The sequence below is a fragment of the Metapseudomonas cellulosilytica genome, from assembly GCF_049334135.1.
Classification (GTDB): domain Bacteria; phylum Pseudomonadota; class Gammaproteobacteria; order Pseudomonadales; family Pseudomonadaceae; genus Metapseudomonas.
This window is the reverse complement of sequence record NZ_JBHZGN010000004.1, coordinates 315,741-340,839: the sequence shown is the minus strand read 5'-3', so window position 1 is coordinate 340,839 and position 25,099 is coordinate 315,741. Positions and strand designations below refer to the sequence as shown.

Genomic DNA, 25,099 nt, shown 5'->3' with positions numbered 1-25,099 from the left:
GGATTACCTGCGCGTCTCGAGCATTGGGGACGATGAAACAAGGAGAATCAACAGATGAGTAAGGTACTGCTGATCGATAACCAATCGATTACCCGCTTCGCCACCCGCGTACTTCTGGAACGTGAAGACTATGAAGTGGCCGGAGAAACGGATAGTGGTGTAGAAGGTCTCAGCCTCGCCCGCTCGTTGCGACCCGACCTGGTCATTCTGGACATCGCGATCCCCAAGCTCGACGGACTGGAAGTACTGGGACGCCTCAGCGCCATGGACGCCAACCTCAAGCTGCTGGTGCTGACCTCGCTGCCCGCCCCTCTCTACGCCAATCGCTGCCTGCAGGCCGGCGCCACCGGCTACCTGTCCAAGCAGGAACCCGCGTTGAGCCTGATCTCCGCGGTACGCTCGGTGCTCTCCGGCTACAGCCTGTTTCCGAGCACCGTCTACCTGCCGGTCACCCATGCGTCCGGCGAGCGCACCGACAATCACCTGCTGGACAGCCTCTCCGACCGTGAGCTGGCGGTGCTGCAGAACCTCGCCAGCGGCAAGAACAACAAGGAGATCGCCGAGCAGCTGTTCATCAGCCACAAGACGGTCAGCACCTACAAGTCGCGCCTGATGGACAAGCTCAATACCCGCAATCCGGTCGACCTGATCGACTTCGCCCGGCGTTATGCGCTGCCGAACCTGTGATCGGCGCCACACGGCAGGCGCAGGCTCCGGGAGAGCCAGGCGCACAGCGAATCATGGAGCTGGTCCACTTCCGGCACTTGTCCGAGCCCCCGCAGGCAGCCGTGGACCAGCCCCGTCCCCATCCTGTATTCCACCGCCACGCCGTCGTCGGCCAGACGCTGCGCGTAGATGGCCCCATCGTCATGCAGCGGATCGAACTCCGCCACTGCAACGAAGGCCCCGGGCATGCCCCTGAAGTCTCGCGCCTCCAGGGGCGAGGCCAGGGGCCGGCGCCGGTCGGCCAGGTCTGGCAGATAGGCGGCCAGGCAGGCCTCCAGATCCTCACCGCTGAGTAGCGGGGCATCTGCCAGCGCCCGGTGGGACGGCAGCGGCAAGGCGCTGAGCGCCGGGTAGATCAGGGCCTGGGCGCAGGGCAGCGCCTCCCCGGCCTCGCGCAAGGCGAGGCAGAGTGCGACGGCCAGGTTGCCACCCGCGCTGTCCCCCATCACCGCCAATCGGCATCCATCCAGCCCTGAACGTGACGGTTCCAGGGCACGCCAGGCCTCCAGGCAATCCTCAAGGGCGGCCGGAAAGGGATGCTCCGGCGCCAGCCGGTAATCCACCGCCACCACGGCGAGCGGCAAGCGGGCGGCCAGCCGGTCGCACAGGAAAGCGTGGGAATCCAGCCCTCCCAGCATCCAGCCACCGCCATGGATGAACAGCACGGCGGGCCAGCCGCCGTCCGGGGCCGGGCCGGCGGGCCGGTAGAGGCGCGCCGGTACCCGTCCCAGGCGCAGGGCCTGCCACTCGACCGTGGCTGCCCGGGGCGGCGTGAAGGCGCGACAGAGGGCGTCATAGGCTGCACGCGCCGCGACTATGCCCGTCCCGTCGGCGGTGAACGCCTGGCTGCGGGCAACGAATCCGGCCATGGCCGGCGACAGAGGATAGGTGGCGGACACGGCGCTGCGCCTCAGCGCCCGGGAAGGCCGATCACCCGCCCCACATGGTGCGGCTGCGGCAGCCCATTCTGTTCAGCGGCGATGCCACGGATACGCTCGGCCACCGCCTCGGAGAAGGGCGCCGAACGCCCCGCCGCACTATCGATGTTCATCAGCATCTGCTCGCTGGCCGCCAGCTCCGTGGCGTCTCCCGGGTAGTGCAGGCTGTGGTGGATGTGCAGGCGCTTGGCATCGACGCCCAGCAGTTGGGTGCGCACTTCCACCTCGGCCCCCAGCTTCACTTCCGCCAGGTAGTTCAGGTGACATTCAAGGGTATAGAGGGTGTGGCCGGTCGCGGCGCGTCCCTGCTCGTCGAGGCCGATCTCGTCCATCAGGGCGTCAGTGGCGTAGCTGAAGATCAGCAGGTAGAAGGCGTCCCGCAGGTGGCCGTTGTAGTCCACCCAGTCGGGGAGTATGGCGGTGCGGTAGGTGGTCAGGGCGGTGGACATGCTATGGCTCCGATACGGGATGTTGGGCTTCGCTCCGCTCAGCGCCAACCTACATCGATTACCCTGTAGGTTGGCGCGGGCCTCGCTGGTCCGAGCCGGCGAGGCCTAACGAGAGAGATCACTCGGCGAAGGCGAAACCGTGGTTGGCCTTGGTGTCCTTGATGGCGCCGAGCACCGCCAGTAGGCAGTCATCACGATAGCGCTCCAGCTCGGCGATACTGCGCGAGCCCTGCTGCTCGGACGTTCCTTCAACCACCCGGTCAATCAGCGTCTCGGTGAGTTCCGGCGCCGGCAAGTAGGTCCAGGGCAGCTGCAGGGCCGGGCCGAACTGGGCCATGAAGTGGCGCATGCCGGCGTTGCCGCCCGCCAGGGTGTAGGTGAGGAAGGTGCCCATGAAGGACCAGCGCAGGCCGGCGCCGAAGCGGATGGCGTCGTCGATCTCGCCGGTGCTGGCCACGCCGTCGTTGACCAGGTGCAGGGCCTCGCGCCACAAGGCTTCGAGCAGGCGGTCGGCGATGAAGCCGGGTACTTCCTTGCGCACGTGCAGCGGGCGCATGCCCAGCGCGGTGTAAATCTCGATGGCCGCCTGCACCGCTTCGGGTGCGGTCTTCTCGCCACCCACCACTTCCACCAGCGGCAGCAGGTAGACCGGGTTGAAGGGGTGCCCGACCACGCAACGCTCGGGATGGGTGGCGTCGGCATAGAACTCGCTGGGCAAGAGGCCCGAGGTGCTGGAGCCGATGATCACGTTCGGGCGCGCCGCCGCGCTGATCTTCGCGTGCAGGTCGAGCTTGAGATCGAGGCGCTCCGGGGCGCTTTCCTGGATGAAGTCGGCATCGCGCACGCATTCTTCGATGGTGGCGACGAAGCGCAGGCGGTCCTGGGAGGCGCCGGGGGCCAGGCCCTGCTTCTCTAGCGCCGGCCAGGCGTTGGCAATGCGTGCGCGCAGGGCGGCCTCGGCGCCGGGCGCCGGGTCCCAGGCGATGACGTCGAGGCCGTGGGCCAGGGCGCGGGCGATCCAGCCGCTGCCGATGACGCCGCTGCCGAGGGCGGCGAAGGTCTTGATCTGGGTGACGAAGGACATGGTGGCTCCTGATGGGGCAAATGGGTTTACGGGAACAGGGAAGTCCGATTGCTATCCGGCTTCCCTCACCCCCGGCCCCTCTCCCGGAGGGAGAGGGGAGAAAGCGTCAACCGCGGCGCTTGAGCTTCATCTTTTCGCGGCCTTCGGCCGGGGTCAGGGCGCGGCCGCCGAGGCGTTCGATGATCTCGATGGCGCGCTCCACCAGTTGGCCGTTGCTGGCATGTACGCCGCGATCCAGCCAGATGTTGTCTTCCAGGCCCACCCGCACGTTGCCACCCAGCAGCATGGCCTGGGCGACCATCGGCATCTGCGAGCGGCCGATGCCGAAGCCCGCCCAGGTGATGCCGGCCGGCAGGTTGTCGGCCATGGCCTTCATGGTGGTGGTGTCGGCCGGCGCGCCCCATGGGATGCCCAGGCAGATCTGGATCAGCGGGTCTTCCAGCAGGCCCTCCTTGAGCATCTGCTTGGCGAACCAGAGGTGGCCGGTGTCGAAGATTTCCAGTTCGGCCTTCACGCCGAGTTCGGTGATGCGTTTGGCACCGGCGCGCAGCTGGGCCGGGGTGGAGACGTAGATGAAGTCGCCGTCGCCGAAGTTCAGGGTGCCGCAGTCCAGGGTGCAGATTTCCGGCAGCAGCTCCTCGACATGGGCCAGGCGCTCAAGCGGGCCGACCAGGTCGGTGCCGGTGCCGAACTCCAGGGGCTGCTCGCCCTTGCCGATCTCCAGGTCGCCGCCCATGCCGGCGGTGAGGTTGATGATGATGTCGGTGTCGCTCTCGCGGATGCGCTCCACCACTTCGCGGTACAGCGCAACGTCGCGGCTGGGCTTGCCGGTCTGCGGGTCGCGCACATGGCAGTGGGCGACGGTGGCGCCGGCCTTGGCCGCTTCGATGGCGGCGGCGGCGATTTCCTTCGGGGTGACCGGAATGGCCGGGTGCTTGCCGACGGTATCGCCGGCGCCGGTGACGGCACAGGTGACGATGACTTCGTAGTTCACGGTTGTTTCATCCTTCTGCGAGGCGATCGGAGACCGTGCGCGGGCAACCCGCGCACCGGAGGTTGCGTTGAATCACTTGAGCGAGGCGAGGGCGCTGTCGACGCCGTTCCGGCCATCGAAGGTGGTGACGCCTTCGAGCAGCCGGCGCATTTCCGCCGGGTTGTCCTTCAGCCATTTGCGCGCGACGTCCCTCGCATCCTGACGGTCCATGATCGGCGCCATCAGCGCGCTTTCCTGTTCCGCGGTGAAGGTCAGGTTGGTGAGCAGGCGATTGACGTTGGGGCAGCGCGCGGCGAAGTCCGGCGCGGTCACAGTGGAGACGGACGCCGCGCCCTCGTTGGGACCGAAGACGTCCTGGCTACCGGTCAGGTATGCCAGTTTCATCTGGATGTTCATCGGGTGCGGTTTCCAGCCGACGAAGACAATGGGTTCCTTGCGCTTGGCGGCGCGCCCCACGGCAGCCAGCATGGCCGCTTCGCTGGACTCGATGAGTTGGAAGTCGCCCAAGCCGAACTGGTTGGCCTCGATCATCTTCTTGATGTTCGCATTGGCACCGGTACCGGGCTCGATACCGTAGATCTTGCCGCCCAGTTGATCCTTGAATTTGGCAATGTCGGCAAAGGTCCTGAGCCCCTGCTCCGCGGCGTAGGCAGGTACGGCCAGGGTAGCGATGGCGTCCGGCAGGCTGGGCCGTTCGAACACCTTGACCTGGCCCTTGTCGAGGAACGGCTTGATGTTGTTGTCCATGGCCGGTTTCCAGTAACCGAGGAAGAAGTCGATCTGCTTCTTGTCGATGCCGGCGAAGATGATTTGCTGAGATGCGGTTATCTGGGAGGTCTTGTAGCCGAGACCATCCAGCAGTGTGGCGGCTACCGACGTGGTGGCGACGACATCGGTCCAGCCAACCACCCCTATGCGGGCTTGCTGGCAACTGGCGTCTTCGGCGGCGAGTGCGGCGGTGGTGGACAGGGCAAACAAACAGCAACCAGCGAAAGCGGTGAGACCTTTCATCGATACTCCCCTTGCAGCCATACGGTTCGAATATTTGTTGTTCAGGAGCCGGGGGCGACTCCTTCCGTTTTCGGGCGCCACGACAACCCGATGGGCAAACATTACGCAGCGGAAAAACCGCCAAATCGAACTAAAGCGACTACCTGTTGAACAGGAGCGACCACTTTTCTTGCACTCCACCGACGAGTGCCTTTTAGTGCCTTATCCCACTGGCGGAAAACGGCCATGCCCCAGACCTTCAGTTTCCTCCTGCTGCCGGGCTTTTCCATGATCGGCCTGATGTCGGCGGTTGAGCCGCTGCGGGTCGCCAATCGTTTTCGCGGCGAGTTGTACCGCTGGCGCCTGCTCAGCCTGGACGGTGGACCGGTGGCCGGCAGCAACGGCATGTCGCTGAACGTGGAGGGCGGCCTGGATGCGCCGCCCGAGGGGGACTGCCTGTTCGTGGTGGCCGGTTTCGAGCCGCTGGCGCATTTCGGTCCGCGCCTGGCCCACTGGCTCAACCGTGCCGAGCGCGAAGGCCTGCTGCTGGGCGGGATAGATACCGGCAGCTTCGTGCTGGCCGAAGCCGAGTTGTTTTCCCGGCAGCGCCTGACCCTGCACTGGGAGGCCATCGAAGCCTTCCAGGAACGCTATCCGGCGCTCAGCGTCACCCAGGAACTCTTCGAGATCGATGGCCGGCGCATCACCAGCGCCGGCGGCACCGCCAGCCTCGACCTGATGCTCACCCTGATCGCCCGCAGCCACGGCGAAGCCCTGGCGTTGCAGGTGTCCGAGCAGTTCGTGCTGGGGCGCATCCGCACCCAGCAGGACCACCAGCGGATGCAGGTGGCCACCCGCTTCAACGTGCACAACAAGAAGCTGGTGCAGGTGATCGGGGAAATGCAGCGGCACAGCGAAACGCCGCTGAGCTCACGGGAACTGGCCGACCTGGTGAACGTCACGCCGCGCCAGCTGGAGCGGCTGTTCCGCCTGCACCTGAAGGAAACACCGTCGAACTTCTACCTCGGCCTACGCCTGGACAAGGCCCGCCAGTTGCTGCGCCAGACCGACATGAGCGTGCTGCAGGTGGCCCTGGCCTGCGGCTTCGAGTCGTCGTCCTACTTTTCCCGCGCCTACCGCGCGCGCTTCGCCACCTGCCCCAGCCAGGACCGGCATGAGCATCCGGATCAGGAGCCCCGCCGCTACACCGGCTGAAAGGAGGCGAGATCTGTTGTAGGGGCGAATTCATTCGCCAAGCAGGCCGAAGGTCTGCCCCTGTGGTCCTGCAGGGGGCAGCTGCGCTGCCCTTGGCGAATGAATTCGCCCCTACAGGTGTTCCGCCCCCAGAGTTGGCTAAACCGCCCTGCCCTGCTCCGCCAGCGCCTCCTGCACCAGGGGGTGCAGGGCGGCGCCGTGGTGTTCCACCTGCCAGGCCATCAGTTCGATACGCATGGCAGGGGTCCAGAAGCTCTGCAGGTGCTGCTGCACGCCGCGCACGGCCTGTTGCTTGTCCGGTTCGGTGGAGAAGAACTGGGCGATCTGGTTGGCCATCTTGATCAGGTTTTCGGTGCTCATCGACGTACCTCGGCTTTTTCCGTTCTGCGGCGTTCCTTGAGCAAGCGCCGCTGTTCGTCACTGAACTGCTGGTAGCGTTTCTGCCATTCGGAAGGCTGGTAGACCCGCGAGACCTCCACCGCCGTGACCTTGTATTCCGGGCAGTTGGTGGCCCAGTCGGAGTTGTCGGTGGTGATCACGTTGGCCCCCGACTCGGGGAAGTGGAAGGTGGTGTACACCACTCCCGGCGCCACCCGCTCGCTGACCTTGGCGCGCAGCACCGTCTGCCCGGCGCGGCTGCCCACGCCCACCCAGTCGCCTTCGGCGATGCCGCGGCTTTCGGCGTCGGTCGGGTGGATCTCCAGGCGGTCCTCCTCGTGCCAGGCGACGTTGTCGGTGCGCCGGGTCTGCGCGCCGACGTTGTACTGGCTGAGGATGCGCCCGGTGGTCAGCAGCAGCGGATAGCGGCTGTTGACCTTCTCGTCGGTGGGCACGTAGCCGGTGAGCATGAAGCGCCCCTTTCCGCGCACGAATTCCTCGATGTGCATGGTCGGGGTGCCATCCGGCGACGCGTCGTTGCAGGGCCACTGCAGGCTGCCGTGGCGATCCAGCTCGGCGTAGCTGACGCGGGTGAAGGTCGGGGTCAGGCTGGCGATCTCGTCCATGATCTCGGACGGATGCCTGTAGTCCATCTTGTAGCCCAGGGCGTTGGCCAGCAGCTGGGTCGCCTCCCAGTCAGCCTTGCCGCCCAGCGGGTCCATCACCTTGCGCACGCGGGAGATGCGCCGCTCGGCGTTGGTGAAGGTGCCGTCCTTCTCCAGGAAGGAGCTGCCCGGCAGGAAGACGTGGGCGAACTTGGCGGTCTCGTTGAGGAAGATGTCCTGCACCACGACGCATTCCATGGCCGACAGGGCGGCGGTGACATGCTGGGTGTTGGGGTCGCTCTGGGCAATGTCCTCGCCCTGGCAGTAGAGCGCCTTGAAGGTGCCGCCGAGTGCCGCCTCGAACATGTTGGGGATGCGCAGGCCCGGATCGGGCTGCAGGGTCACGCCCCAGGCCTGCTCGAACTGGTGGCGCACCGCGTCGTTGGAGACGTGGCGATAGCCGGGCAGCTCATGGGGGAAGGAGCCCATGTCGCAGGAGCCCTGGACGTTGTTCTGTCCGCGCAGCGGGTTCACGCCAACGCCCTCGCGGCCGATGTTGCCGGTGACCATGGCGAGGTTGGCGATGCCCATGACCGAGGTGCTGCCCTGGCTGTGTTCGGTGACGCCCAGGCCGTAGTAGATGGCCGCGTTACCGCCGGTGGCGTAGAGCCGCGCCGCTGCACGGATGTCGTCAGGCGACACGCCGCAGATCGGCCCCATGGCCTCGGGGGAGTTCTCCGGCAGGCTGACGAAGTCACGCCAACGAGCGAAGTCCGCCGTTTCGCAGCGAGCATCGACGAACGGCTGGTTCACCAGGCCCTCAGTGACGATGACGTGGGCCAGGGCGTTGAGCATGGCCACGTTGGTGCCCGGACGCAGCGCCAGGTGCAGCTCGGCGCGGGCGTGGGGCGAATCCACCAGGTCGATGCGCCGCGGGTCGATGACGATCAGCCGCGCGCCCTGACGCAGTCGGCGCTTGAGCTGGGAGCCGAACACCGGGTGGGCGTCGGTGGGGTTGGCACCGATCACCAGCACCACGTCGGCCTGCATCACCGAGTCGAAGCTCTGGGTGCCGGCGGACTCACCGAGGGTCTGCTTCAGGCCGTAGCCGGTGGGCGAATGGCAGACGCGGGCGCAGGTATCCACGTTGTTGTTGCCGAAGCCGGCGCGCACCAGCTTCTGCACCAGGTAAGTCTCTTCGTTGGTGCAACGGCTGGAGGTGATGCCGCCGATGGAATCGCGCCCGTACTTGAGCTGGATGCGGCGGAATTCGCTGGCCGCGTAGGTCACCGCCTCGTCCCAGCTGACTTCCTGCCAGGGATCGTCGATGTGCTTGCGGATCATCGGCTTGGTGATGCGATCCGGGTGAGTGGCGTAGCCGAAGGCGAAGCGGCCCTTCACGCAGGAATGGCCGTGGTTGGCCTGGCCGTTCTTGTCGGGGACCATGCGCACCAGCTGGTCGCCCTTCATTTCCGCGCGGAAGGAGCAGCCCACGCCGCAATAGGCGCAGGTGGTGATCACGCTGCGTTCCGGCTGGCCCAGTTCCACCACGCTCTTTTCCATCAGGGTGGCGGTGGGGCAGGCCTGCACGCAGGCGCCGCAGGAGACGCATTCCGAATCGAGGAAGTTCTCGCCGCCAGCTGCCGCCACGCGGGACTCGAAGCCGCGCCCGCTGATGGTCAGGGCGAAGGTGCCCTGGGTTTCCTCGCAGGCACGCACGCAGCGGTTGCAGACGATGCACTTGCTCGGGTCGTAGTCGAAATAGGGGTTGGAGACGTCCTTCTGCTCGTCCAGGTGGTTGGCGCCGTCATAGCCGTAACGCACTTCGCGCAGGCCCACCTGACCGGCCACCGTCTGCAGCTCGCAGTTGCCGTTGGCCGAGCAGGTCAGGCAGTCCAGCGGGTGGTCGGAGATGTACAGCTCCATGACGTTGCGCCGCAGGGTGGCGAGCTTGGGCGTCTGGGTGTGGACCGTCATGCCTTCCGTCACCGGCGTGGTGCAGGAGGCCGGGTAGCCACGCATGCCGTCGATTTCCACCAGACACATGCGGCAGGAGCCGAAGGCTTCCAGGCTGTCGGTGGCGCAGAGCTTGGGAATGGTGGTGCCGAGCAGCGCGGCGGCACGCATGACGGACGTGCCAGCCGGCACGGTGATCTCGCGGCCGTCGATGGTCAGACTGACCTGCACCTCGCTTTCGCGGGCCGGGGTGCCGAGGTCGATATCGCTGGCGGGGTCGAAGATGTTGATCATTGGTCGGCCTCCGAGGTCTCCAGACCGAAGTCGGCGGGGAAATGCTTGAGTGCGCTGGTCACCGGGTAGGCGGTCATGCCGCCCAGGGCGCAGAGCGAGCCATAGGTCAGGGTGTCGCAGAGGTCCTTGAGCAGGATCACCTGCTCGTCCCGCGCGGCGGCATCGGGCGCCGCCAGCAGGCGGTCGACCACTTCCACGCCACGGGTCGAGCCGATGCGGCACGGCGTGCACTTGCCGCAGGATTCCTCGGCGCAGAACTGCAGGGCGAAACGCGCCATGTGCGCCATGTCCAGGCTTTCATCGGCCACCACCACGCCACCGTGGCCGAGCATCGCGCCCATGGCGGCGAAGGCCTCGTAGTCCAGCGGCGTATCGAATTGCGACGGCGGCACCCAGGCCCCCAGCGGTCCGCCCACCTGGGCAGCCTTTAAGGGGCGGCCACTGGCGGTGCCGCCACCGTAGCCTTCCACCAGCTCGCGCAGGGTCAGGCCGAAGGCCCGCTCCACCAATCCGCCGTGGCGGATATTGCCGGCCAGCTGGAAGGGCATGGTACCCAGCGAGCGGCCCATGCCGAAGTCACGGTAGAACTGCGCGCCGCGGGCCAGGATGATCGGCACCGAGGTCAGGGTGAGCACGTTGTGCACCAGGGTCGGCAGGCCGAACAGGCCCTGCAATGCCGGCAGCGGCGGCTTGGCGCGAACCACGCCGCGTTTGCCTTCGAGGGAATCCAGCAGCGCGGTTTCCTCGCCGCAGATATAGGCGCCGGCGCCGACACGGACTTCAAGGTCGAAGGCGCGGCCGCTACCGCCCACATTGGCGCCGAGGTAGCCGGCTTCACGGGCGATCTCGATGGCGGCACGCAGGGTCTGCACCGCCTGCGGGTACTCGGAACGCACGTAGATGTAGCCCATGGTCGCGCCGACGGCGAGGCCGGCGATGGCCATGCCCTCGATCAGCAGGAAGGGGTCACCTTCCATCTGCATACGGTCGGCGAAGGTGCCGGAGTCGCCTTCGTCGGCGTTGCAGACCACGTATTTCTGTTCAGCTGCGGCACCGCGCACGGTGCGCCACTTGATGCCCGCCGGGAAGGCCGCACCGCCACGGCCACGCAGGCCGGAATCCAGCACGGCGGTGACGATTTCCTCGCCGCTCAGGGCAATGGCGCGCGTCAGCCCTTCGAAGCCGCCGTGGGCACGGTAGTCGTCCAGGGACAGCGGCCGGGTGATGCCGGCGCGGGCGAACAGCAGGCGCTGCTGGCTCTTCAGGTAGGGAATCTCTTCCACCGGCCCCAGGGCCAGGGGATGGGTACTGGCGTCGCCTTGCAGGGCATCCAGCAGGGCGGGCACATCGGCGGCGGTTACCGGGCCGAAGCCCAGGCGACCTTCGGGGCTCTCCAGCTCCAGCAACGGTTCAAGCCAGTAGAGGCCGCGGGAACTGGTGCGGCGCAGCTCGATGGGCAGTTGCCGACGCTCGGCTTCACGGGCCAGGGCCACGGCCAGATCGTCGGCGCCCACGGCGCGGGCGACGGAATCGCAGGGGATGTACAACTTCAGCATGAGCCCTCCTCCAGGCAGCCGTTCACCAGCTCGCGCAGGCGCTCGGGGGTGAGCCGCGCATGCAGCTGGCCGTCCAGCTCCAGGGCCGGCGAGCAGGCGCAGGCGCCCAGGCAATAGACCGGACGCAGGCTGATCTGCCTATCGGCGCTGGTGCCGTGGTCGTCCAGTTCCAGCTGCTCGCGCAGCTGCGCGGCCAGGCGCTCGGCGCCCATGCTCTGGCAGGACTCGGCGCGGCACAGGCGCAGGGTATGGCGTGCCGGCGGCGTGGTGCGGAAGTCGTGGTAGAAACTGATCACCCCGCGAACCTCGGCGAGGCTCAAGTTGAGGGCATGGGCGATCTCGGGAATAGCGACATCGGGGATGTACCCCGCGCCTTCCTGGATGGCATGGAGGATCGGCAGCAGGGCACCGGGGGTGCTCTTCTCGCGGTCCAGCACGCTCTGGATCAGAGGCAGATGAAGCGTCTCATCAGACATACAGCGTTCCTCACGGTCACGGACAATTGACCGGTGCCGGTCGTCCGGAGGTCGTCGGCTGCGGCTCACCCGCCACGTCACGGATACGTGGCCTTGCTGGCGGCCGTCCTTGTGCGCCCCGGCGGGGCGTCTTCGCGCACTTGTGGGGCATTTGGGGAGCTTGCCATCCCCGCCATTCGGAGATTGCACCCCAGCGACCCTGCGTATCCTGAAACCGACCTTGGGCCGCGGGGCGGTGAAATCGGCGCTCGCCCCTTCTTTATAGGCGGTTCGGCCAGGGAGCTGGCAAGGGACGGACCTGTGGTTGGCTGGATTACCTGTAGGGGCGAATTCATTCGCCAAGGGCAACGCAGTTGCCTCCAGGTCCGAAGGGCGGACCTACGGCCCGCTTGGCGATTGAAATCGCCCCTACAAGAGCCCGCGCCTCCCCGTGGCAAACCTCACTTCCGAACCCCGCTTGCCCATTCGCGACCGGCTTGACGCTTTCGGCAATACCCCGGTCGCTTTTGCGCGATAGCGCCGAATTCCCCGGGGATATGCTCCCCCCAAAGCGCCGGCAGAAGATTCGGCGCATGGATAACAGGGGACAGCCTGATGAGCCCAGCCGAACTGCACGCCGACAGCATCGTCATCGACGGTCTGATCATCGCCAAGTGGAACCGTGAACTCTTCGAAGACATGCGCGTGGGCGGCCTGACCGCCGCCAACTGCACCGTCTCCGTCTGGGAAGGTTTCCAGGCGACGGTGAACAACATCGCCGCCAGCAGCAAGCTGATCCGCGAGAACAGCGACCTGGTGATCCCGGTGCGCACCACCGCCGACATCCGCAAGGCCAAGGAACTGGGCAAGACCGGCATCATCTATGGCTTCCAGAACGCCCATGCCTTCGAGGACCAGATCGGTTACGTCGAGGTGTTCAAGCAGCTCGGCGTGGGCATCGTGCAGATGTGCTACAACACCCAGAACCTGGTGGGCACCGGCTGCTACGAGCGTGACGGCGGCCTGTCCGGCTTCGGCCGCGAGATCGTCGCCGAGATGAACCGCGTCGGCATCATGTGCGACCTCTCCCACGTGGGCTCCAAGACTTCCGAGGAAGTCATCCTCGAATCCAAGAAGCCGGTCTGCTACTCCCACTGCCTGCCGTCTGGCCTCAAGGAACACCCGCGCAACAAGTCCGATGAAGAACTGAAGTTCATCGCCGACCACGGCGGCTTCGTCGGCGTGACCATGTTCGCCCCCTTCCTCGCCAAGGGCATCGACTCGACCATCGACGACTACGCCGAGGCCATCGAGTACGTGATGAACATCGTTGGCGAAGACGCCATCGGCATCGGCACCGACTTCACCCAGGGCCATGGCAAGGAATTCTTCGAGTGGCTGACCCACGACAAGGGTTATGCCCGCCGCCTGACCAACTTCGGCAAGATCGTCAACCCGCTGGGCATCCGCACCGTGGGCGAGTTCCCCAACCTCACCGAAACCCTGCTCAAGCGCGGCATGCCCGAGCGCGTGGTGCGCAAGGTCATGGGCGAGAACTGGGTCCGCGTACTTAAAGACGTCTGGGGCGAGTGATCCCGCCACTCGGCGCCACGTAGGTTGGCGCCGAGGAACGAGGCCCAACAAGGAGCGCGCAGCGCTCCCGCGATTTCACCGACAACGCCGCTGGCCGGTTCTTAGAACCGGATGTTGGGCTTCGCAAGCTCAGCACCAACCTACGAGACAGGCCGGCGCCAATTGCAAATCGAATTCCGGAGCTAAAACAACATGGCCAAACACGCCCCCGAACTGCCCATCGAAGTCGACAGCGAAACCGGTGTCTGGACTACCGACGCCCTGCCGATGCTGTACGTGCCCCGTCACTTCTTCGTCAACAACCACATGGGCATCGAAGCCGAACTGGGCCCGGAGCGTTACGCCGAGATCCTCTACAAGGCCGGCTACAAGTCCGCCTGGCACTGGTGCGAGAAGGAAGCGGAGTGCCATGGCCTGGAAGGCGTGGCGGTGTTCGAGCACTACATGAAGCGCCTGTCCCAGCGCGGCTGGGGCCTGTTCCAGATCGAGTCCATCGACCTGGACAAGGGCACCGCCCAGGTGCGCCTGAAGCACTCGGCCTTCGTCTACGTGTACGGCAAGGTCGGCCGCAAGGTCGACTACATGTTCACCGGCTGGTTCGCCGGCGCCATGGACCAGATCCTCCAGGCCCGCGGCAGCAGCATCCGCACCGTTGCCGAGCAGGTCTACGGCGGCTCGGAAGAAGGCCACGACGACGGCCTGTTCACTGTCAAACCTCTGTAAGGCGAGGCTAAGGCAATGGCATTCGAAGCTATGTTCCAGCCGATTCAGATCGGCAAACTCACCATCCGCAACCGTGTGCTGTCCACCGCTCACGCAGAGGTCTACGCCACCGATGGCGGCATGACCACCGACCGCTATGTGAAGTACTACGAAGAGAAGGCCAAGGGCGGCATCGGCCTGGCCATCTGCGGCGGTTCCTCGGTCGTGGCCATCGACAGCCCGCAGGAATGGTGGAGCTCGGTGAACCTGTCCACCGACCGCATCATCCCGCACTTCCAGAACCTGGCCGACGCCATGCACAAGCACGGCGCCAAGATCATGATCCAAATTACCCACATGGGTCGTCGCTCCCGTTGGGACGGCTTCAACTGGCCGACCCTGATGTCGCCGTCCGGCATCCGCGAGCCCGTGCACCGCGCCACCTGCAAGACCATCGAGGTGGAAGAGATCTGGCGTGTGATCGGCAACTACGCCCAGGCCGCGCGCCGGGCGAAGGAAGGCGGCCTGGACGGCGTCGAACTGTCCGCCGTGCACCAGCACATGATCGACCAGTTCTGGAGCCCGCGCGTCAACAAGCGTACCGACGAATGGGGCGGCACCTTCGAAGGCCGCATGAAGTTCGGCCTGGAAGTGCTCAAGGCCGTGCGCAAGGAAGTCGGTGACGACTTCTGCGTCGGCATGCGTATCTGTGGCGACGAATTCCACCCGGACGGCCTGTCCCACGAGGACATGAAGCAGATCGCCAAGTACTACAGCGACACCGGCATGATCGACTTCATCGGCGTCGTCGGCTCGGGCTGCGACACCCACAACACCCTGGCCAACGTGATCCCCAACATGAGCTTCCCGCCGGAGCCCTTCCTGCACCTGGCGGCCGGCATCAAGGAAGTGGTCAACGTTCCGGTGCTGCATGCGCAGAACATCAAGGACCCGAACCAGGCCACCCGCATCCTCGAAGGCGGCTATGTGGACATGGTCGGCATGACCCGCGCGCACATCGCCGACCCGCACCTGATCGCCAAGATCAAGATGGGCCAGGTGGACCAGATCAAGCAGTGCGTCGGCGCCAACTACTGCATCGACCGCCAGTACCAGGGCCTGGACGTGCTCTGCATCCAGAACGCCGCGACCTCCCGTGAATACATGGGCGTGCCGCACATCATCGAGAAGACCACCGGCGTCAAGCGCAAGGTCGTCGTCGTCGGTGGTGGCCCGGCCGGTATGGAAGCGGCTCGCGTCGCAGCCGAGCGCGGCCACGACGTGACCCTGTTCGAGAAGAAGGACCAGCTCGGCGGGCAGATCACCATCGCCGCCAAGGCGCCGCAGCGCGACCAGATCGCCGGCATCACCCGCTGGTACCAGTTGGAGATCGCACGCCTGGGCGTGGACCTGCGCCTGGGCACCGCAGCGAACCCGGAGGCCATCCTCGACCTCAAGCCTGACATCGTGGTGCTGGCCAACGGCGGCCATCCGTTCCTGGAACAGAACGAACACTGGGGCGCTGCCGAAGGCCTGGTGGTGAGCAGCTGGGACATCCTCGACGGCACCGTGGCGCCGGGCAAGAACGTGCTGGTCTACGACACCATCTGCGAGTTCGGCGGCATGTCGGCGGCGGACTACCTGGCCGACAAGGGCGCCCAGGTGGAGATCGTCACCGACGACATCAAGCCGGGCATCGCCATGGGCGGCACCACCTTCCCCACCTACTACCGCAGCATGTACCCGAAAGAAGTGATCATGACCGGCGACCTGATGCTGGAAAAGGTCTACCGCGAGGGTGACAAGGTGGTGGCGGTGCTGGAGAACGAATACACCGGCGCCAAGGAAGAGCGTGTGGTGGACCAGATCGTCATCGAGAACGGTGTACGCCCCGACGAAGGCCTGTACTACGCACTCAAGGACGGTTCGCGCAACAAGGGGCAGATCGATGTGGAGGCGCTGTTCGCGATCAAGCCGCAGCCCTGCCTCAGCGAGTCCGGCAGCGGCTACCTGCTGTTCCGCATCGGCGACTGCGTGGCCCAGCGCAACACCCACGCGGCGATCTACGACGCCCTGCGTCTGTGCAAGGACTTCTAAGCCTGTCTCCCCTCTCCCTCCGGGAGAGGGGCCGGGGGTGAGGGATGGTGAGCGTCGGCACGGACTCCCAGTGACGACGAGCCCCCCTCACCCCAGCCCTCTCCCGGAGGGAGAGGGAGCCATCCGAGCCGCTTTCAGGTCCCGGTAGGAGACCAACAATGCTGAACACCATTCTCCCCATCCTGCTCTTCGCCGCCCTGGCACTGGCCGTGCTGGGCGCTGCGAAGCGCTTTTTCATGTGGCGTCGTGGCCGGCCTGCCAAGGTCGACTGGATCGGCGGCCTCATGAAGATGCCGCGTCGCTACCTGGTGGACCTCCACCATGTGGTCGAGCGCGACAAGTACATGTCCAAGACCCACGTCGCCACCGCCGGCGGCTTCGTGCTGTCGGCGCTGCTGGCCATCGTGGTGCACGGCTTCGGCCTGCATAGCCGGATCCTCGGCTTCGCCCTGCTGGCCGCCACCATGCTGATGTTCGTCGGTGCCCTCTTCGTCGCCAAGCGCCGCCGCAACCCGCCGGCACGCCTGTCGAAAGGCCCCTGGAATCGCCTGCCGAAGAGCCTGCTGATGTTCTCCGCGAGCTTCTTCATCGCCACCCTGCCGGTGGCCGGCATCCTGCCGGAAGGCTTCGGCGGCTGGTTCGTCGCCGGCCTGCTGGCCATTGGCGTGGCCTGGGGCGTGTCCGAGCTGTTCCTCGGCATGACCTGGGGCGGCCCGATGAAGCACGCCTTCGCCGGTGCCCTGCACCTGGCCTGGCACCGCCGCGCCGAGCGCTTTGGCGGCGGCCGTTCAACCGGCCTCAAGGCGTTGGACCTGACCGATCCGAGCGCCCCGCTGGGCGTGGAAAAACCCACTGACTTCACCTGGAACCAGCTGCTCGGCTTCGACGCCTGCGTGCAGTGCGGCAAGTGCGAAGCGGTGTGCCCGGCCTTCGCCGCCGGCCAGCCGCTGAACCCGAAGAAGCTGATCCAGGACATGGTCATTGGCCTCGCCGGTGGCGACGACGCCAAGTTCGCCGGCAGCCCCTACCCGGGCATCCCGCTGGGCGAGCACGGCGGCGGTCCGCACCAGCCGATCGTGGTCCAGGGCGGCAAGGGTCTGGTGGAAGCGGACACCCTCTGGTCCTGCACCACCTGCCGAGCCTGTGTCGAGGAGTGCCCGATGATGATCGAGCACGTCGACGCCATCGTCGACATGCGCCGCCACCTCACCCTGGAGAAGGGCGCGACCCCGAACAAGGGCGCCGAGGTGCTGGAAAACCTGATCGCCACCGACAACCCCGGCGGCTTTGCCCCCGGCGGCCGACTGAACTGGGCGGCGGACCTGAACCTGCCGCTGATGAGCGAGAAGAAACAGGCCGAAGTACTGTTCTGGGTCGGCGACGGCGCCTTCGACATGCGCAACCAGCGCACCCTGCGCGCCTTCGTCAAAGTGCTGAAGGCCGCCAACGTCGACTTCGCCGTGCTCGGCCTGGAAGAGCGCGACAGCGGTGACGTGGCCCGTCGCCTGGGTGACGAAGCGACCTTCCAGCAACTGGCCAAGCGCAATATCGCCACGCTGAACCAGTACCGCTTCAAGAAGATCGTCTCCTGCGACCCGCACAGCTTCCACGTGCTGAAGAACGAGTACGGCGCCCTGGGCGGCCAGTACGAAGTCCTGCACCACAGCACCTTCATCGATGAGCTGATGCAGCGCGGCAGCCTCAACCTGGGCCAGCACAAGGGCGGCAGCGTGACCTACCACGACCCTTGCTACCTGGGCCGCTACAACGGCGAGTACGAAGCCCCGCGCAACGTGCTCAAGGCCATCGGTATCGAGGTGAAGGAAATGCAACGCTCCGGCTTCCGCTCGCGCTGCTGCGGCGGTGGCGGCGGCGCGCCGATCACCGACATCCCCGGCAAGCAGCGGATTCCCGACATGCGCATGGTGGACATCAAGGAAACCGGCGCCGAACTGGTGGCCGTGGGCTGCCCGCAGTGCACCGCGATGCTCGAAGGCGTGGTGGCGCCGCGCCCGGAGATCAAGGACATCGCCGAGCTGGTGGCGGATGTGCTGATCGAGGTGCCCGTGGAAGCAAAAAAGCCGTCGGCGGCTAAAGCTGCCGTGGAGGTGGCGTGATGACCCGGACTCCGCACGCTTGTCTCCCCTCTCCCTCTGGGAGAGGGGCCGGGGGTGAGGGAAACCTCATGCCCCTCGCAGTCAACAGCCTCCCTCACCCCAGCCCTCTCCCGGAGGGAGAGGGAGCCGTCCGCGCAGCCCTGGAGACCTTGAGATGAGCGACATCATCCGCCGCGACCCACGCGCCGAGTGGATCGCCCGCAACCGCCTGCACCCGCTGCATGCCGCCATGCAGACCCAGGGTCAGACGAGCTGGATGGGCCCCAACGGCCTCATCCGCAAGAACCCCCATGCCGCGGCCGCGGGCTTCATCGGCCCCAACGGCCTCAAGCGCATCGACCGCAGCGGCGCCCAGCAAGGCACCGCCGGCAAGCGCAGCGCCGCCACCGAAGTGGTGCAGCTGCCGCTGCATGTCATCGAACAGCCGGCGTTCCACATCTGCGTGGTGCCGGACATGGTCGGCGGCCGCCTCTCCAGCCACGACAAGGACCTGCTGGGCCTGGCCAACAAGCTGGCCGGCAGCGAGGGTGCGGTGGTCGCCGTACTCTTCGGCGAGGACAAGGAAGCCGCCTTCGACACCGCCGGCGTCGACCGCATCCTGCGCATCGACGGCAATGAATTCGAAGGCTATTCCCCGGAAGCCCGCGTGCTGGCCCTGAGCGCCGTGGAAAGCCAACTGGCGCCACGTCATTGGCTGCTGCCCGACAGCCGCACCGGTGGCGGCGAACTGGGCCGCCGGCTCGGCGCCAAGCTGGGCGAGCGCCCGGCCACCCGCGTCTGGCAGGTGGCCAACGAACAAGCCATCGGCCGCGCCGGCGCCGGTCGCGAGGACCTGGTGCGAGCAGTACCGCGCCTGATCCTGGCCGCCGCCGAATGTGCCGAGCCGGTCAGCGAAACCCGCCATGAAGCGCGCGCCCTGGAGCTGTCGGCGAACATCGCCCACAGCCTGCCGCGCATCGAAGACCTCGGCCCCGTGGCCGTGGACCCGGCACAGATCCCCATGGCCGAATCGGAGTTCATCCTCTCCGGCGGCAACGGCGTGAAGGACTGGAACCTGTTCCACCAGGCCGCCGCCGCTCTCGGTGCCACCGAAGGCGCGTCCCGTGTGGCGGTGGACGACGGCCACATGCCGCGCAACCGTCAGGTGGGCGCCACCGGTACCTGGGTCACCGCACGGGTTTACCTGGCAGTGGGCATTTCCGGCGCCATCCAGCACCTGCAGGGCATCGGCGCCTGCGACAAGGTGGTGGCGGTGAACATGGACCCCGGCTGCGACATGATCAAACGCGCCGATCTCTCGGTGATCGGCGACTCCGCAGCGGTTCTCGCCGCGCTGATCGAACTCGCCACCCAATACCGTCAGGGAGGGGCACGCGATGCCGCATGACGCACTGAAGATCGTCAGCCTGGTCTCCATCGGCGCGCACCCCACCTCGGGCCGCGCGCGCCGCGCCGACCAGGATTCCCGTGCCGTCGAACTGGGCCTGCGCCTGGCCGGACCACGCCTGCGCGTGGTACACGCCGGCGATCCCCATGACGAGGCGCTGCGCGCCTATCTGGGCATGGGTCTGGATGAACTCATCGTCCTCGAGCAAGGCGCGCAGGACGACGCGCTGGCGCCCTTGGGCGACTTCCTCCGCGAAAGCGGCGCCCAGTTGGTGCTCACCGGCAGCCAGGCGGAAACCGGCGAAGGCTCCGGGATGCTGCCGTACCTGTTGGCCGAGCGCCTGGGCTGGCCGCTGGTGGTGGGCCTGGCCGAGGTCGAAAAGGTCGACAACGGCGTGGCCCAGGTGCTGCAGGCCCTGCCCCGCGGCCAGCGGCGCCGGCTGAAGGTACGCCTGCCGTTCCTGGCCAGCGTCGACAACGCCGCCCCGGCGGCGCGCCAGAGCGCGTTCGGCCCGGCCCGCCGTGGCCGCATCGAAGCAGAGGACGTGGAGCTGGTGGAGGATGTATTGTTCGCCGAGGCCCAGCTGCAACCGGCTCGCCCACGCCCCAAGCGGCTCAAGGTGATCAAGGCCAAGACCGGTGCCGAACGGATGAAGGCGGCTACCGCCAAGGCTTCCGGCGGCGGCGGCCAGGTGCTCAAGGATGTCTCGCCGCAGGCAGGCGCCGAAGCTATCTTCAAACTGTTGCTGGAAGAAGGCGTGCTGCGCTGACCGCGCGGCACCACGACGGAGGACTAGGGCGATGATGCATGCCGATCTGATCGACCAGGAAGATTTTCGCGAGCGCCTGGTGGCGCTGGGTATCAGCATCCCGCCGGGGGTAACGGCCGAGCAGGCCTGCGAACAGGCCGTGAGCGGCCTCAGCCCTGAGCGCGCACTGGCCCTGCGACGCCTGGTGGAAGAACTGCTGGGCGGCAGCGCCACCCTGCTGCCGAACGTGCGCGAAGCCATTTCGCGGACCCTGCTGCCGGCGCTGGTGCCGCGCTGAAGCGGGATCATTGGTAACGAAAAAGGGCGCCATTGGCGCCCTTTTTCGTTGCAGGTAGAGCAGCATCTTTTGGGAGCGAATTCATTCGCGAATTGGAACTCCCAGCGACCCCTGGCCCCCTCACCCCAACCCTCTCCCGGAGGGAGAGGGGGCAGATCGTGCCGCACGACAATCAATCGCCCGATCCGTCCACTGTAGGGGCGAATTCATTCGCCAAGGCGCGCGCAGCGCGCCCCTTACACCACCCGCACGCTGGCGAAGGTGGACTCGCCCTGGGCGCGGCTCAGGGCCACGCCGGCCGTGGAGGGCTGGCGCACCAGTTCGTCCGGTACCGGCATCAGGGCCACCACATTGGCGTTCTGGCCGGCGCGCTCGTCGCGCGGCGGGATGCCGAAGTATTCGCGGTAGCACTTGGAGAAGTGCGGGGTGGAGACGAAGCCGCACACCGAAGCCACTTCGATGATCGACATGGCGGTCTGCTTCAGCAGCTGGCGGGCGCGGATCAGGCGCAGCTTGAGGTAATAGCGCGACGGCGAGCAGTGCAGGTACTTCTGGAACAACCGCTCCAGCTGACGGCGCGAAACGTCCACGTAGCAGGCCAGCTCGTCGAGGTCGATGGGCTCCTCCAGGTTGGCCTCCATCAGCGCGACGATTTCCTGCAGCTTCGGCTGGTTGGTGCCGAGCATGTGCTTGAGCGGCACGCGCTGGTGATCCTGCTCGTTGCGGATGCGCTCGTAGATGAACATCTCGGAGATGGCCGCCGCCAGTTCACGGCCGTGCTCGCGGGCGATCAGGTGCAGGATCATGTCCATGGGCGCGGTGCCGCCGGAAGAGGTGTAGCGGTTACGGTCGATGGAGAACAGGCGGGTGCTGATGCCGGCGCGGGGGAAAGCTTCCTGCATGGCCGCCAGGCATTCCCAGTGCACGCTGCATTCGAAGCCATCGAGCAGGCCGGCTTTGGCCAGCGCCCAGCTGCCGGTGCATACGGCGCCGAGCTGGCGTCCCTGGCGGGCCTGGGACTGCAGCCACTGCACATGCTCGCGGCTGACGCTGTGCTGGATGTCGACGCCGCCGCAGACAATCACCGCGTCCAGGGCCGGGGCGTTGTCCAGGCCGCTGTCGGGGGTGATCTGCAGGCCGTCACTGGCGCTGACGGGGCGACCGTCCTGGCTGAGGGTGTGCCAGCGATAGAGTTCGCGGCCGGAGAGGTGGTTGGCCATGCGCAGCGGTTCTACCGCGGACGCCAGAGAAATCAGGGTGAAGTTGTCCAGCAGCAGGAAACCGATGGACTGAGGAACACGGTTCTGGGGTTGAGCCCCTTGGTTGAACTGTGACATAGGCGAACCCTCGGGCTAGGCACGGAGCGGAGCCTCGTTTCGAGGCTTTTTGTTATGGCCCGGTACTGCGAAACCGGGAAGTACTAAATCTAGGCAAAGGTCGTGCCTAGATTGATTGGTCGTTCAATCAAAAAAAGGGAATTCCATCCAAGCCCCGTGCCACAAGGCCTAGGCGTGAGCGACAGAATCATTCTGTTTGCGACCGCCAGAACCAGCGTCCGCCGGTCCCTGGGGACTTAGGTAGCACTGGGGGCGTCAGTGGCTGTCACCCCGCGCTGTAGGACAACACCTTCAGTAACAGACCGAAGGTTTCCGCAATGACCAGCTGGTCACCCCACTCATCCGCCGCCTCGCGCACCAAAGGAAGGCAGCGGCGGACGATTGTGGGTCAGCACTCGATGGCGCTGACCGCCAGGCCGCCGCGGGAGGTTTCCTTGTACTTGTCGTGCATGTCGGCGCCGGTGTCGCGCATGGTGCGGATCACCCGGTCCAGCGAGATGAAGTGCTCGCCGTCGCCGCGCAGCGCCATCTGCGCCGCGTTGATCGCCTTCACCGCGGCAATCGCGTTGCGCTCGATGCACGGCACCTGCACCAGCCCGCCCACCGGGTCGCAGGTCAGCCCCAGGTTGTGTTCCAGGCCGATCTCGGCGGCGTTCTCCAGCTGTGCCGGGGTCGCCCCCAGCACTTCCGCCAGCCCCGCCGCCGCCATCGCGCAGGCCGAGCCCACTTCGCCCTGGCAGCCCACTTCGGCGCCGGAGATCGAGGCGTTCTTCTTGCACAGGATGCCCACCGCCGCCGCGCCGAGGAAGAAATTGACCACGTCGTCGTCGTTGGCCTCGGGGTTGAAGCGCATGTAGTAGTGCAGCACCGCCGGAATGATCCCCGCCGCGCCGTTGGTCGGCGCCGTCACCATGCGCCCGCCGGCGGCGTTCTCCTCGTTCACCGCCAGGGCGTAGAGGTTGACCCATTCCATGGCGCTCATGGTCGAGCCGATCACATTCGGCTTGCCCAGCTCCTGCAGGCTACGGTGCAGCCGGGCCGCGCGGCGGCGCACGTTCAGTCCGCCAGGGAGGATGCCCTCCTCGCCCAGGCCGTTGCTCACGCATTCCTGCATGGCGTCCCAGAGTTTCAAGAGCCCGGAGCGGATCTCCGCCTCGCTGCGCCAGGCCTTCTCGTTGGCCAGCATCACCTCGGAGATGCGCAGGTTGTGCTGCCGGCACAGCTGCAGCAGCTCCTCGGCGCTGGAGAAATCGTAGGGCAGTGCGGTGGCGTCCTGGTCCAGCTGGCCGGACTTGGCCTGGGCCTCGTCGACCACGAAGCCGCCGCCGATGGAGTAGTAGGTGTCGCGGTGCAATTCACCGGCTTCGCCTTCGACGATCAGGGTCATGGCGTTGGGGTGGTAGGGCAGGTTTTCTTCCAGGAGCAGCAGGTCGCGCGCCCAGTCGAAGGCCACCGGCTGCGTGCCGTCCAGCAGCAGCTCGCGGCTTTCCTGCAGCGCGGCAATGCGCGGGGCAATCTGCTTCGGGTCGATGCGGTCCGGCCACTCGCCCATCAGCCCCATGACCGTCGCACGGTCGGTGCCGTGGCCGACGCCGGTGGCCGACAGCGAGCCGTACAGGCGCACTTCGACCCGCGTCACCTGCGCCAGCAGGCCGCGCTCGCGCAGCGCCGTGGCGAACAGCGCCGCCGCGCGCATGGGGCCCACGGTATGCGAGCTGGAGGGGCCGATACCGATCTTGAACAGGTCGAACACGCTGATAGCCACGGGAAAACTCCGGTCGGGATCACTCTTGGCGACATGATCGGCATTTCGCCGAAGCGGAGACTTCCAACACCGACTTAGTCGTATCCAAATACGTCGTGATCGACTGCATGGGGGGCGAACAGCCTGCAGGGGCGAATTCATTCGCCAGGGGCGGCGCAGCTGCCCCCAGCAGGCGCCCAAGGGCAAGCCTTCGGCCTGCTTGGCGAATGAATTCGCCCCTACAGAAAGCCGTCTCCGGGAACCCCTGATGCGATGCACCACCCGCGACAGATCAGTTCTGAGTGCGACCGGGTCGGTAGTCAGTCGATACGTCTGGCACGCATCATCCGGGCGCCCGGGGGCGCGGCCTGCAGCAGTCCGACAGCCACGCGAGTCCGGAAAAAACGACAATAAAACCTGCTGTGGACGGACCCTCCAGATGACTCGACCCACCACTTCCCTGCTGGCGGCAACGCTGCTGGCCACTGCCCTTATCGCCACCCAGCCGGCGCTGGCCGCCGCCGATCCCGAGCGCTGCTCCACCGTGCATTTCGCCGATGTCGGCTGGAGCGACATCACCGTCACCACCGCCGTCACCCGCCATGTGCTGAGCGAGCTCGGCTACGTCACCAAGGTCAGTCGCCTGTCGGTTCCCGACACCTACAAGGCGATGAGTGACGGCAAGGTCGACGTGTTCCTCGGCACCTGGATGCCGGCCAGCGAAAACGACATCCGCCCCTACCTGGAGAAAGGTACGGTCGAGAGCCTGGGCGCCAACCTCACCGGCGCCAAGTACACCCTGGCGGTGAACCAGGCGGCCTGGGACGGCGGCGTGAAGAGCTTCGCCGACCTGGCCGGGTTCAAGCAGCAGCTGGGCGGGAAGATCTATGGCATCGAGCCCGGCAACGACGGCAACAAGCTGATCCAGAAGATGATTGCCGGGAACGCATTCGGCCTCGGCAATTTCAAACTGGTTGAGTCCAACGAAAACGGCATGCTCGCCCAGGTCAAGCGCGCCGAGCATCTCCAGCAGTGGGCGGTGTTCCTCGGCTGGGAACCGCACCCCATGAACAACCAGCTGCAGATGCATTACCTGGACGGCGGAGACGAGTGGTTCGGCCCGAATTACGGCGGCGCCACCGTCTATACCACGGTGCGCAAGGGGCTCACCCAGGAGTGCCCGAACCTCGGGCGGCTGCTGAAGAACCTGAAGTTCAGCCTGGCCATGGAGAACCACCTGATGGAGGCCATACTTAATCAGAGCACCAACCGCCGGCGCGAGGCCAAGTCCTGGCTGAAGGCCAATCCCGGCGCCCTGGCCACCTGGCTGCAGGGCGTCACCGCGCGCGACGGTGGTGCACTCCCGGCAGCGCTCGTCCGGGCCGAAGCGCCCTGACGCAACGCATCCAGCGATATCCCCTGGCCATGTCGTCGCC

The 25,099-nt window shown here is 66.4% G+C and carries 21 protein-coding genes; 10 read left to right on the top strand and 11 right to left on the bottom strand.

Annotated features, from left to right (window positions below; all coding sequences use genetic code 11):
* Positions 1 to 54: 54 nt before the first annotated feature.
* The gene (locus tag ACFW0H_RS07635) at positions 55 to 687 is read left to right on the top strand and encodes a response regulator (RefSeq protein ID WP_422913290.1); all 633 of its coding nucleotides are present in this window, start codon (positions 55 to 57) and stop codon (positions 685 to 687) included.
* Here ACFW0H_RS07635 and ACFW0H_RS07630 read toward each other — a convergent pair.
* The 5 genes from ACFW0H_RS07630 to choX (ACFW0H_RS07610) form a co-directional block, all read right to left on the bottom strand.
* Positions 666 to 1,625: an alpha/beta hydrolase gene (locus tag ACFW0H_RS07630; RefSeq protein WP_422913289.1), complete on the bottom strand. Its 960-nt coding sequence runs from the start codon at positions 1,623 to 1,625 to the stop codon at positions 666 to 668. The two genes, ACFW0H_RS07635 and ACFW0H_RS07630, sit on opposite strands and share 22 nt — an antisense overlap.
* A gap of 11 nt (positions 1,626 to 1,636) precedes the next feature.
* A complete protein-coding gene (locus ACFW0H_RS07625; protein WP_422913288.1) occupies positions 1,637 to 2,113 on the bottom strand; it encodes a thioesterase family protein in 477 nt (158 codons plus the stop codon).
* 118 nt (positions 2,114 to 2,231) lie between these two features.
* Complete coding sequence (locus ACFW0H_RS07620; RefSeq protein WP_422913287.1) at positions 2,232 to 3,197, bottom strand: L-carnitine dehydrogenase; 966 nt, start codon at positions 3,195 to 3,197, stop codon at positions 2,232 to 2,234.
* 106 nt (positions 3,198 to 3,303) lie between these two features.
* Positions 3,304 to 4,191: a beta-keto acid cleavage family enzyme gene (locus ACFW0H_RS07615; protein ID WP_422913286.1), complete on the bottom strand. Its 888-nt coding sequence runs from the start codon at positions 4,189 to 4,191 to the stop codon at positions 3,304 to 3,306.
* Positions 4,192 to 4,263: 72 nt separating this feature from the next.
* Positions 4,264 to 5,202 carry a choline ABC transporter substrate-binding protein gene (gene choX / locus ACFW0H_RS07610; RefSeq protein ID WP_422913285.1) on the bottom strand — a complete coding sequence of 313 codons (939 nt, stop codon included), beginning with the start codon at positions 5,200 to 5,202 and terminating at the stop codon, positions 4,264 to 4,266.
* 225 nt (positions 5,203 to 5,427) lie between these two features.
* On the opposite strand from choX (ACFW0H_RS07610), the gene ACFW0H_RS07605 reads away from it, so the two are divergent.
* Positions 5,428 to 6,396 (top strand): GlxA family transcriptional regulator, encoded by a 969-nt coding sequence (locus tag ACFW0H_RS07605; protein ID WP_422913284.1) that lies wholly within the window; start codon positions 5,428 to 5,430, stop codon positions 6,394 to 6,396.
* Positions 6,397 to 6,534: 138 nt separating this feature from the next.
* Here the strand turns inward: ACFW0H_RS07605 and ACFW0H_RS07600 are convergent, their stop codons facing one another.
* The 4 genes from ACFW0H_RS07600 to ACFW0H_RS07585 are packed head-to-tail and all read right to left on the bottom strand — an operon-like array spanning position 6,535 to position 11,661.
* Positions 6,535 to 6,756 carry a formate dehydrogenase subunit delta gene (locus ACFW0H_RS07600; RefSeq protein WP_422913283.1) on the bottom strand — a complete coding sequence of 74 codons (222 nt, stop codon included), beginning with the start codon at positions 6,754 to 6,756 and terminating at the stop codon, positions 6,535 to 6,537.
* Positions 6,753 to 9,629 carry a formate dehydrogenase subunit alpha gene (fdhF, locus tag ACFW0H_RS07595; protein WP_422913282.1) on the bottom strand — a complete coding sequence of 959 codons (2,877 nt, stop codon included), beginning with the start codon at positions 9,627 to 9,629 and terminating at the stop codon, positions 6,753 to 6,755. The genes ACFW0H_RS07600 and fdhF overlap by 4 nt, the downstream gene beginning before the upstream one ends.
* A complete protein-coding gene (locus tag ACFW0H_RS07590; protein WP_422913281.1) occupies positions 9,626 to 11,185 on the bottom strand; it encodes a formate dehydrogenase beta subunit in 1,560 nt (519 codons plus the stop codon). The genes fdhF and ACFW0H_RS07590 overlap by 4 nt, the downstream gene beginning before the upstream one ends.
* Positions 11,179 to 11,661 carry a formate dehydrogenase subunit gamma gene (locus ACFW0H_RS07585; protein ID WP_422913280.1) on the bottom strand — a complete coding sequence of 161 codons (483 nt, stop codon included), beginning with the start codon at positions 11,659 to 11,661 and terminating at the stop codon, positions 11,179 to 11,181. The genes ACFW0H_RS07590 and ACFW0H_RS07585 overlap by 7 nt, the downstream gene beginning before the upstream one ends.
* A 594-nt stretch (positions 11,662 to 12,255) precedes the next feature.
* Between ACFW0H_RS07585 and ACFW0H_RS07580 the strand changes: the two genes are divergently transcribed.
* From ACFW0H_RS07580 to ACFW0H_RS07550, 7 genes are all read left to right on the top strand, one after another.
* Complete coding sequence (locus tag ACFW0H_RS07580) at positions 12,256 to 13,233, top strand: dipeptidase (protein ID WP_280323704.1); 978 nt, start codon at positions 12,256 to 12,258, stop codon at positions 13,231 to 13,233.
* 192 nt (positions 13,234 to 13,425) lie between these two features.
* Complete coding sequence (locus tag ACFW0H_RS07575) at positions 13,426 to 13,956, top strand: DUF5943 domain-containing protein (RefSeq protein WP_422913279.1); 531 nt, start codon at positions 13,426 to 13,428, stop codon at positions 13,954 to 13,956.
* Positions 13,957 to 13,971: 15 nt separating this feature from the next.
* Positions 13,972 to 16,032 carry a dimethylglycine demethylation protein DgcA gene (gene dgcA, locus ACFW0H_RS07570; RefSeq protein WP_422913278.1) on the top strand — a complete coding sequence of 687 codons (2,061 nt, stop codon included), beginning with the start codon at positions 13,972 to 13,974 and terminating at the stop codon, positions 16,030 to 16,032.
* A gap of 158 nt (positions 16,033 to 16,190) precedes the next feature.
* A complete protein-coding gene (gene dgcB / locus ACFW0H_RS07565) occupies positions 16,191 to 18,149 on the top strand; it encodes a dimethylglycine demethylation protein DgcB (RefSeq protein WP_422913277.1) in 1,959 nt (652 codons plus the stop codon).
* Between the two features lie 154 nt (positions 18,150 to 18,303).
* Positions 18,304 to 19,536, top strand: coding sequence for an electron transfer flavoprotein subunit alpha (gene etfA / locus ACFW0H_RS07560; RefSeq protein ID WP_422913276.1), 1,233 nt, complete (start codon positions 18,304 to 18,306; stop codon positions 19,534 to 19,536).
* Positions 19,526 to 20,305 (top strand): electron transfer flavoprotein subunit beta, encoded by a 780-nt coding sequence (gene etfB, locus ACFW0H_RS07555; RefSeq protein ID WP_422913275.1) that lies wholly within the window; start codon positions 19,526 to 19,528, stop codon positions 20,303 to 20,305. Before etfA ends, etfB begins: the two co-directional genes overlap by 11 nt.
* Before the next feature lie 31 nt (positions 20,306 to 20,336).
* On the top strand, positions 20,337 to 20,582 hold the full coding sequence (locus tag ACFW0H_RS07550) for a hypothetical protein (RefSeq protein ID WP_028630518.1): 246 nt from the start codon (positions 20,337 to 20,339) through the stop codon (positions 20,580 to 20,582).
* 236 nt (positions 20,583 to 20,818) lie between these two features.
* Here the strand turns inward: ACFW0H_RS07550 and gbdR are convergent, their stop codons facing one another.
* Positions 20,819 to 21,919: a choline metabolism transcriptional regulator GbdR gene (gbdR, locus tag ACFW0H_RS07545; RefSeq protein WP_422913274.1), complete on the bottom strand. Its 1,101-nt coding sequence runs from the start codon at positions 21,917 to 21,919 to the stop codon at positions 20,819 to 20,821.
* A gap of 388 nt (positions 21,920 to 22,307) precedes the next feature.
* Positions 22,308 to 23,684 (bottom strand): L-serine ammonia-lyase, encoded by a 1,377-nt coding sequence (locus tag ACFW0H_RS07540; RefSeq protein WP_422913273.1) that lies wholly within the window; start codon positions 23,682 to 23,684, stop codon positions 22,308 to 22,310.
* A gap of 418 nt (positions 23,685 to 24,102) precedes the next feature.
* Between ACFW0H_RS07540 and choX (ACFW0H_RS07535) the strand changes: the two genes are divergently transcribed.
* Positions 24,103 to 25,059, top strand: coding sequence for a choline ABC transporter substrate-binding protein (choX, locus tag ACFW0H_RS07535; RefSeq protein ID WP_422913272.1), 957 nt, complete (start codon positions 24,103 to 24,105; stop codon positions 25,057 to 25,059).
* Positions 25,060 to 25,099: the final 40 nt, after the last annotated feature.

Bases quoted from the DNA above. Each gene is read 5' to 3' on its own strand.
- ACFW0H_RS07635 (WP_422913290.1), top strand. From the start codon at position 55: ATGAGTAAGGTACTGCTGATCGATAACCAATCGATTACCCGCTTCGCC.
- ACFW0H_RS07625 (WP_422913288.1), bottom strand. From the start codon at position 2,113: ATGTCCACCGCCCTGACCACCTACCGCACCGCCATACTCCCCGACTGG.
- ACFW0H_RS07620 (WP_422913287.1), bottom strand. From the start codon at position 3,197: ATGTCCTTCGTCACCCAGATCAAGACCTTCGCCGCCCTCGGCAGCGGC.
- choX (WP_422913285.1), bottom strand. From the start codon at position 5,202: ATGAAAGGTCTCACCGCTTTCGCTGGTTGCTGTTTGTTTGCCCTGTCC.
- ACFW0H_RS07605 (WP_422913284.1), top strand. From the start codon at position 5,428: ATGCCCCAGACCTTCAGTTTCCTCCTGCTGCCGGGCTTTTCCATGATC.
- ACFW0H_RS07600 (WP_422913283.1), bottom strand. From the start codon at position 6,756: ATGAGCACCGAAAACCTGATCAAGATGGCCAACCAGATCGCCCAGTTC.
- fdhF (WP_422913282.1), bottom strand. From the start codon at position 9,629: ATGATCAACATCTTCGACCCCGCCAGCGATATCGACCTCGGCACCCCG.
- ACFW0H_RS07590 (WP_422913281.1), bottom strand. From the start codon at position 11,185: ATGCTGAAGTTGTACATCCCCTGCGATTCCGTCGCCCGCGCCGTGGGC.
- ACFW0H_RS07585 (WP_422913280.1), bottom strand. From the start codon at position 11,661: ATGTCTGATGAGACGCTTCATCTGCCTCTGATCCAGAGCGTGCTGGAC.
- ACFW0H_RS07580 (WP_280323704.1), top strand. From the start codon at position 12,256: ATGAGCCCAGCCGAACTGCACGCCGACAGCATCGTCATCGACGGTCTG.
- ACFW0H_RS07575 (WP_422913279.1), top strand. From the start codon at position 13,426: ATGGCCAAACACGCCCCCGAACTGCCCATCGAAGTCGACAGCGAAACC.
- dgcA (WP_422913278.1), top strand. From the start codon at position 13,972: ATGGCATTCGAAGCTATGTTCCAGCCGATTCAGATCGGCAAACTCACC.
- dgcB (WP_422913277.1), top strand. From the start codon at position 16,191: ATGCTGAACACCATTCTCCCCATCCTGCTCTTCGCCGCCCTGGCACTG.
- etfA (WP_422913276.1), top strand. From the start codon at position 18,304: ATGAGCGACATCATCCGCCGCGACCCACGCGCCGAGTGGATCGCCCGC.
- etfB (WP_422913275.1), top strand. From the start codon at position 19,526: ATGCCGCATGACGCACTGAAGATCGTCAGCCTGGTCTCCATCGGCGCG.
- ACFW0H_RS07550 (WP_028630518.1), top strand. From the start codon at position 20,337: ATGATGCATGCCGATCTGATCGACCAGGAAGATTTTCGCGAGCGCCTG.
- gbdR (WP_422913274.1), bottom strand. From the start codon at position 21,919: ATGTCACAGTTCAACCAAGGGGCTCAACCCCAGAACCGTGTTCCTCAG.
- choX (WP_422913272.1), top strand. From the start codon at position 24,103: ATGACTCGACCCACCACTTCCCTGCTGGCGGCAACGCTGCTGGCCACT.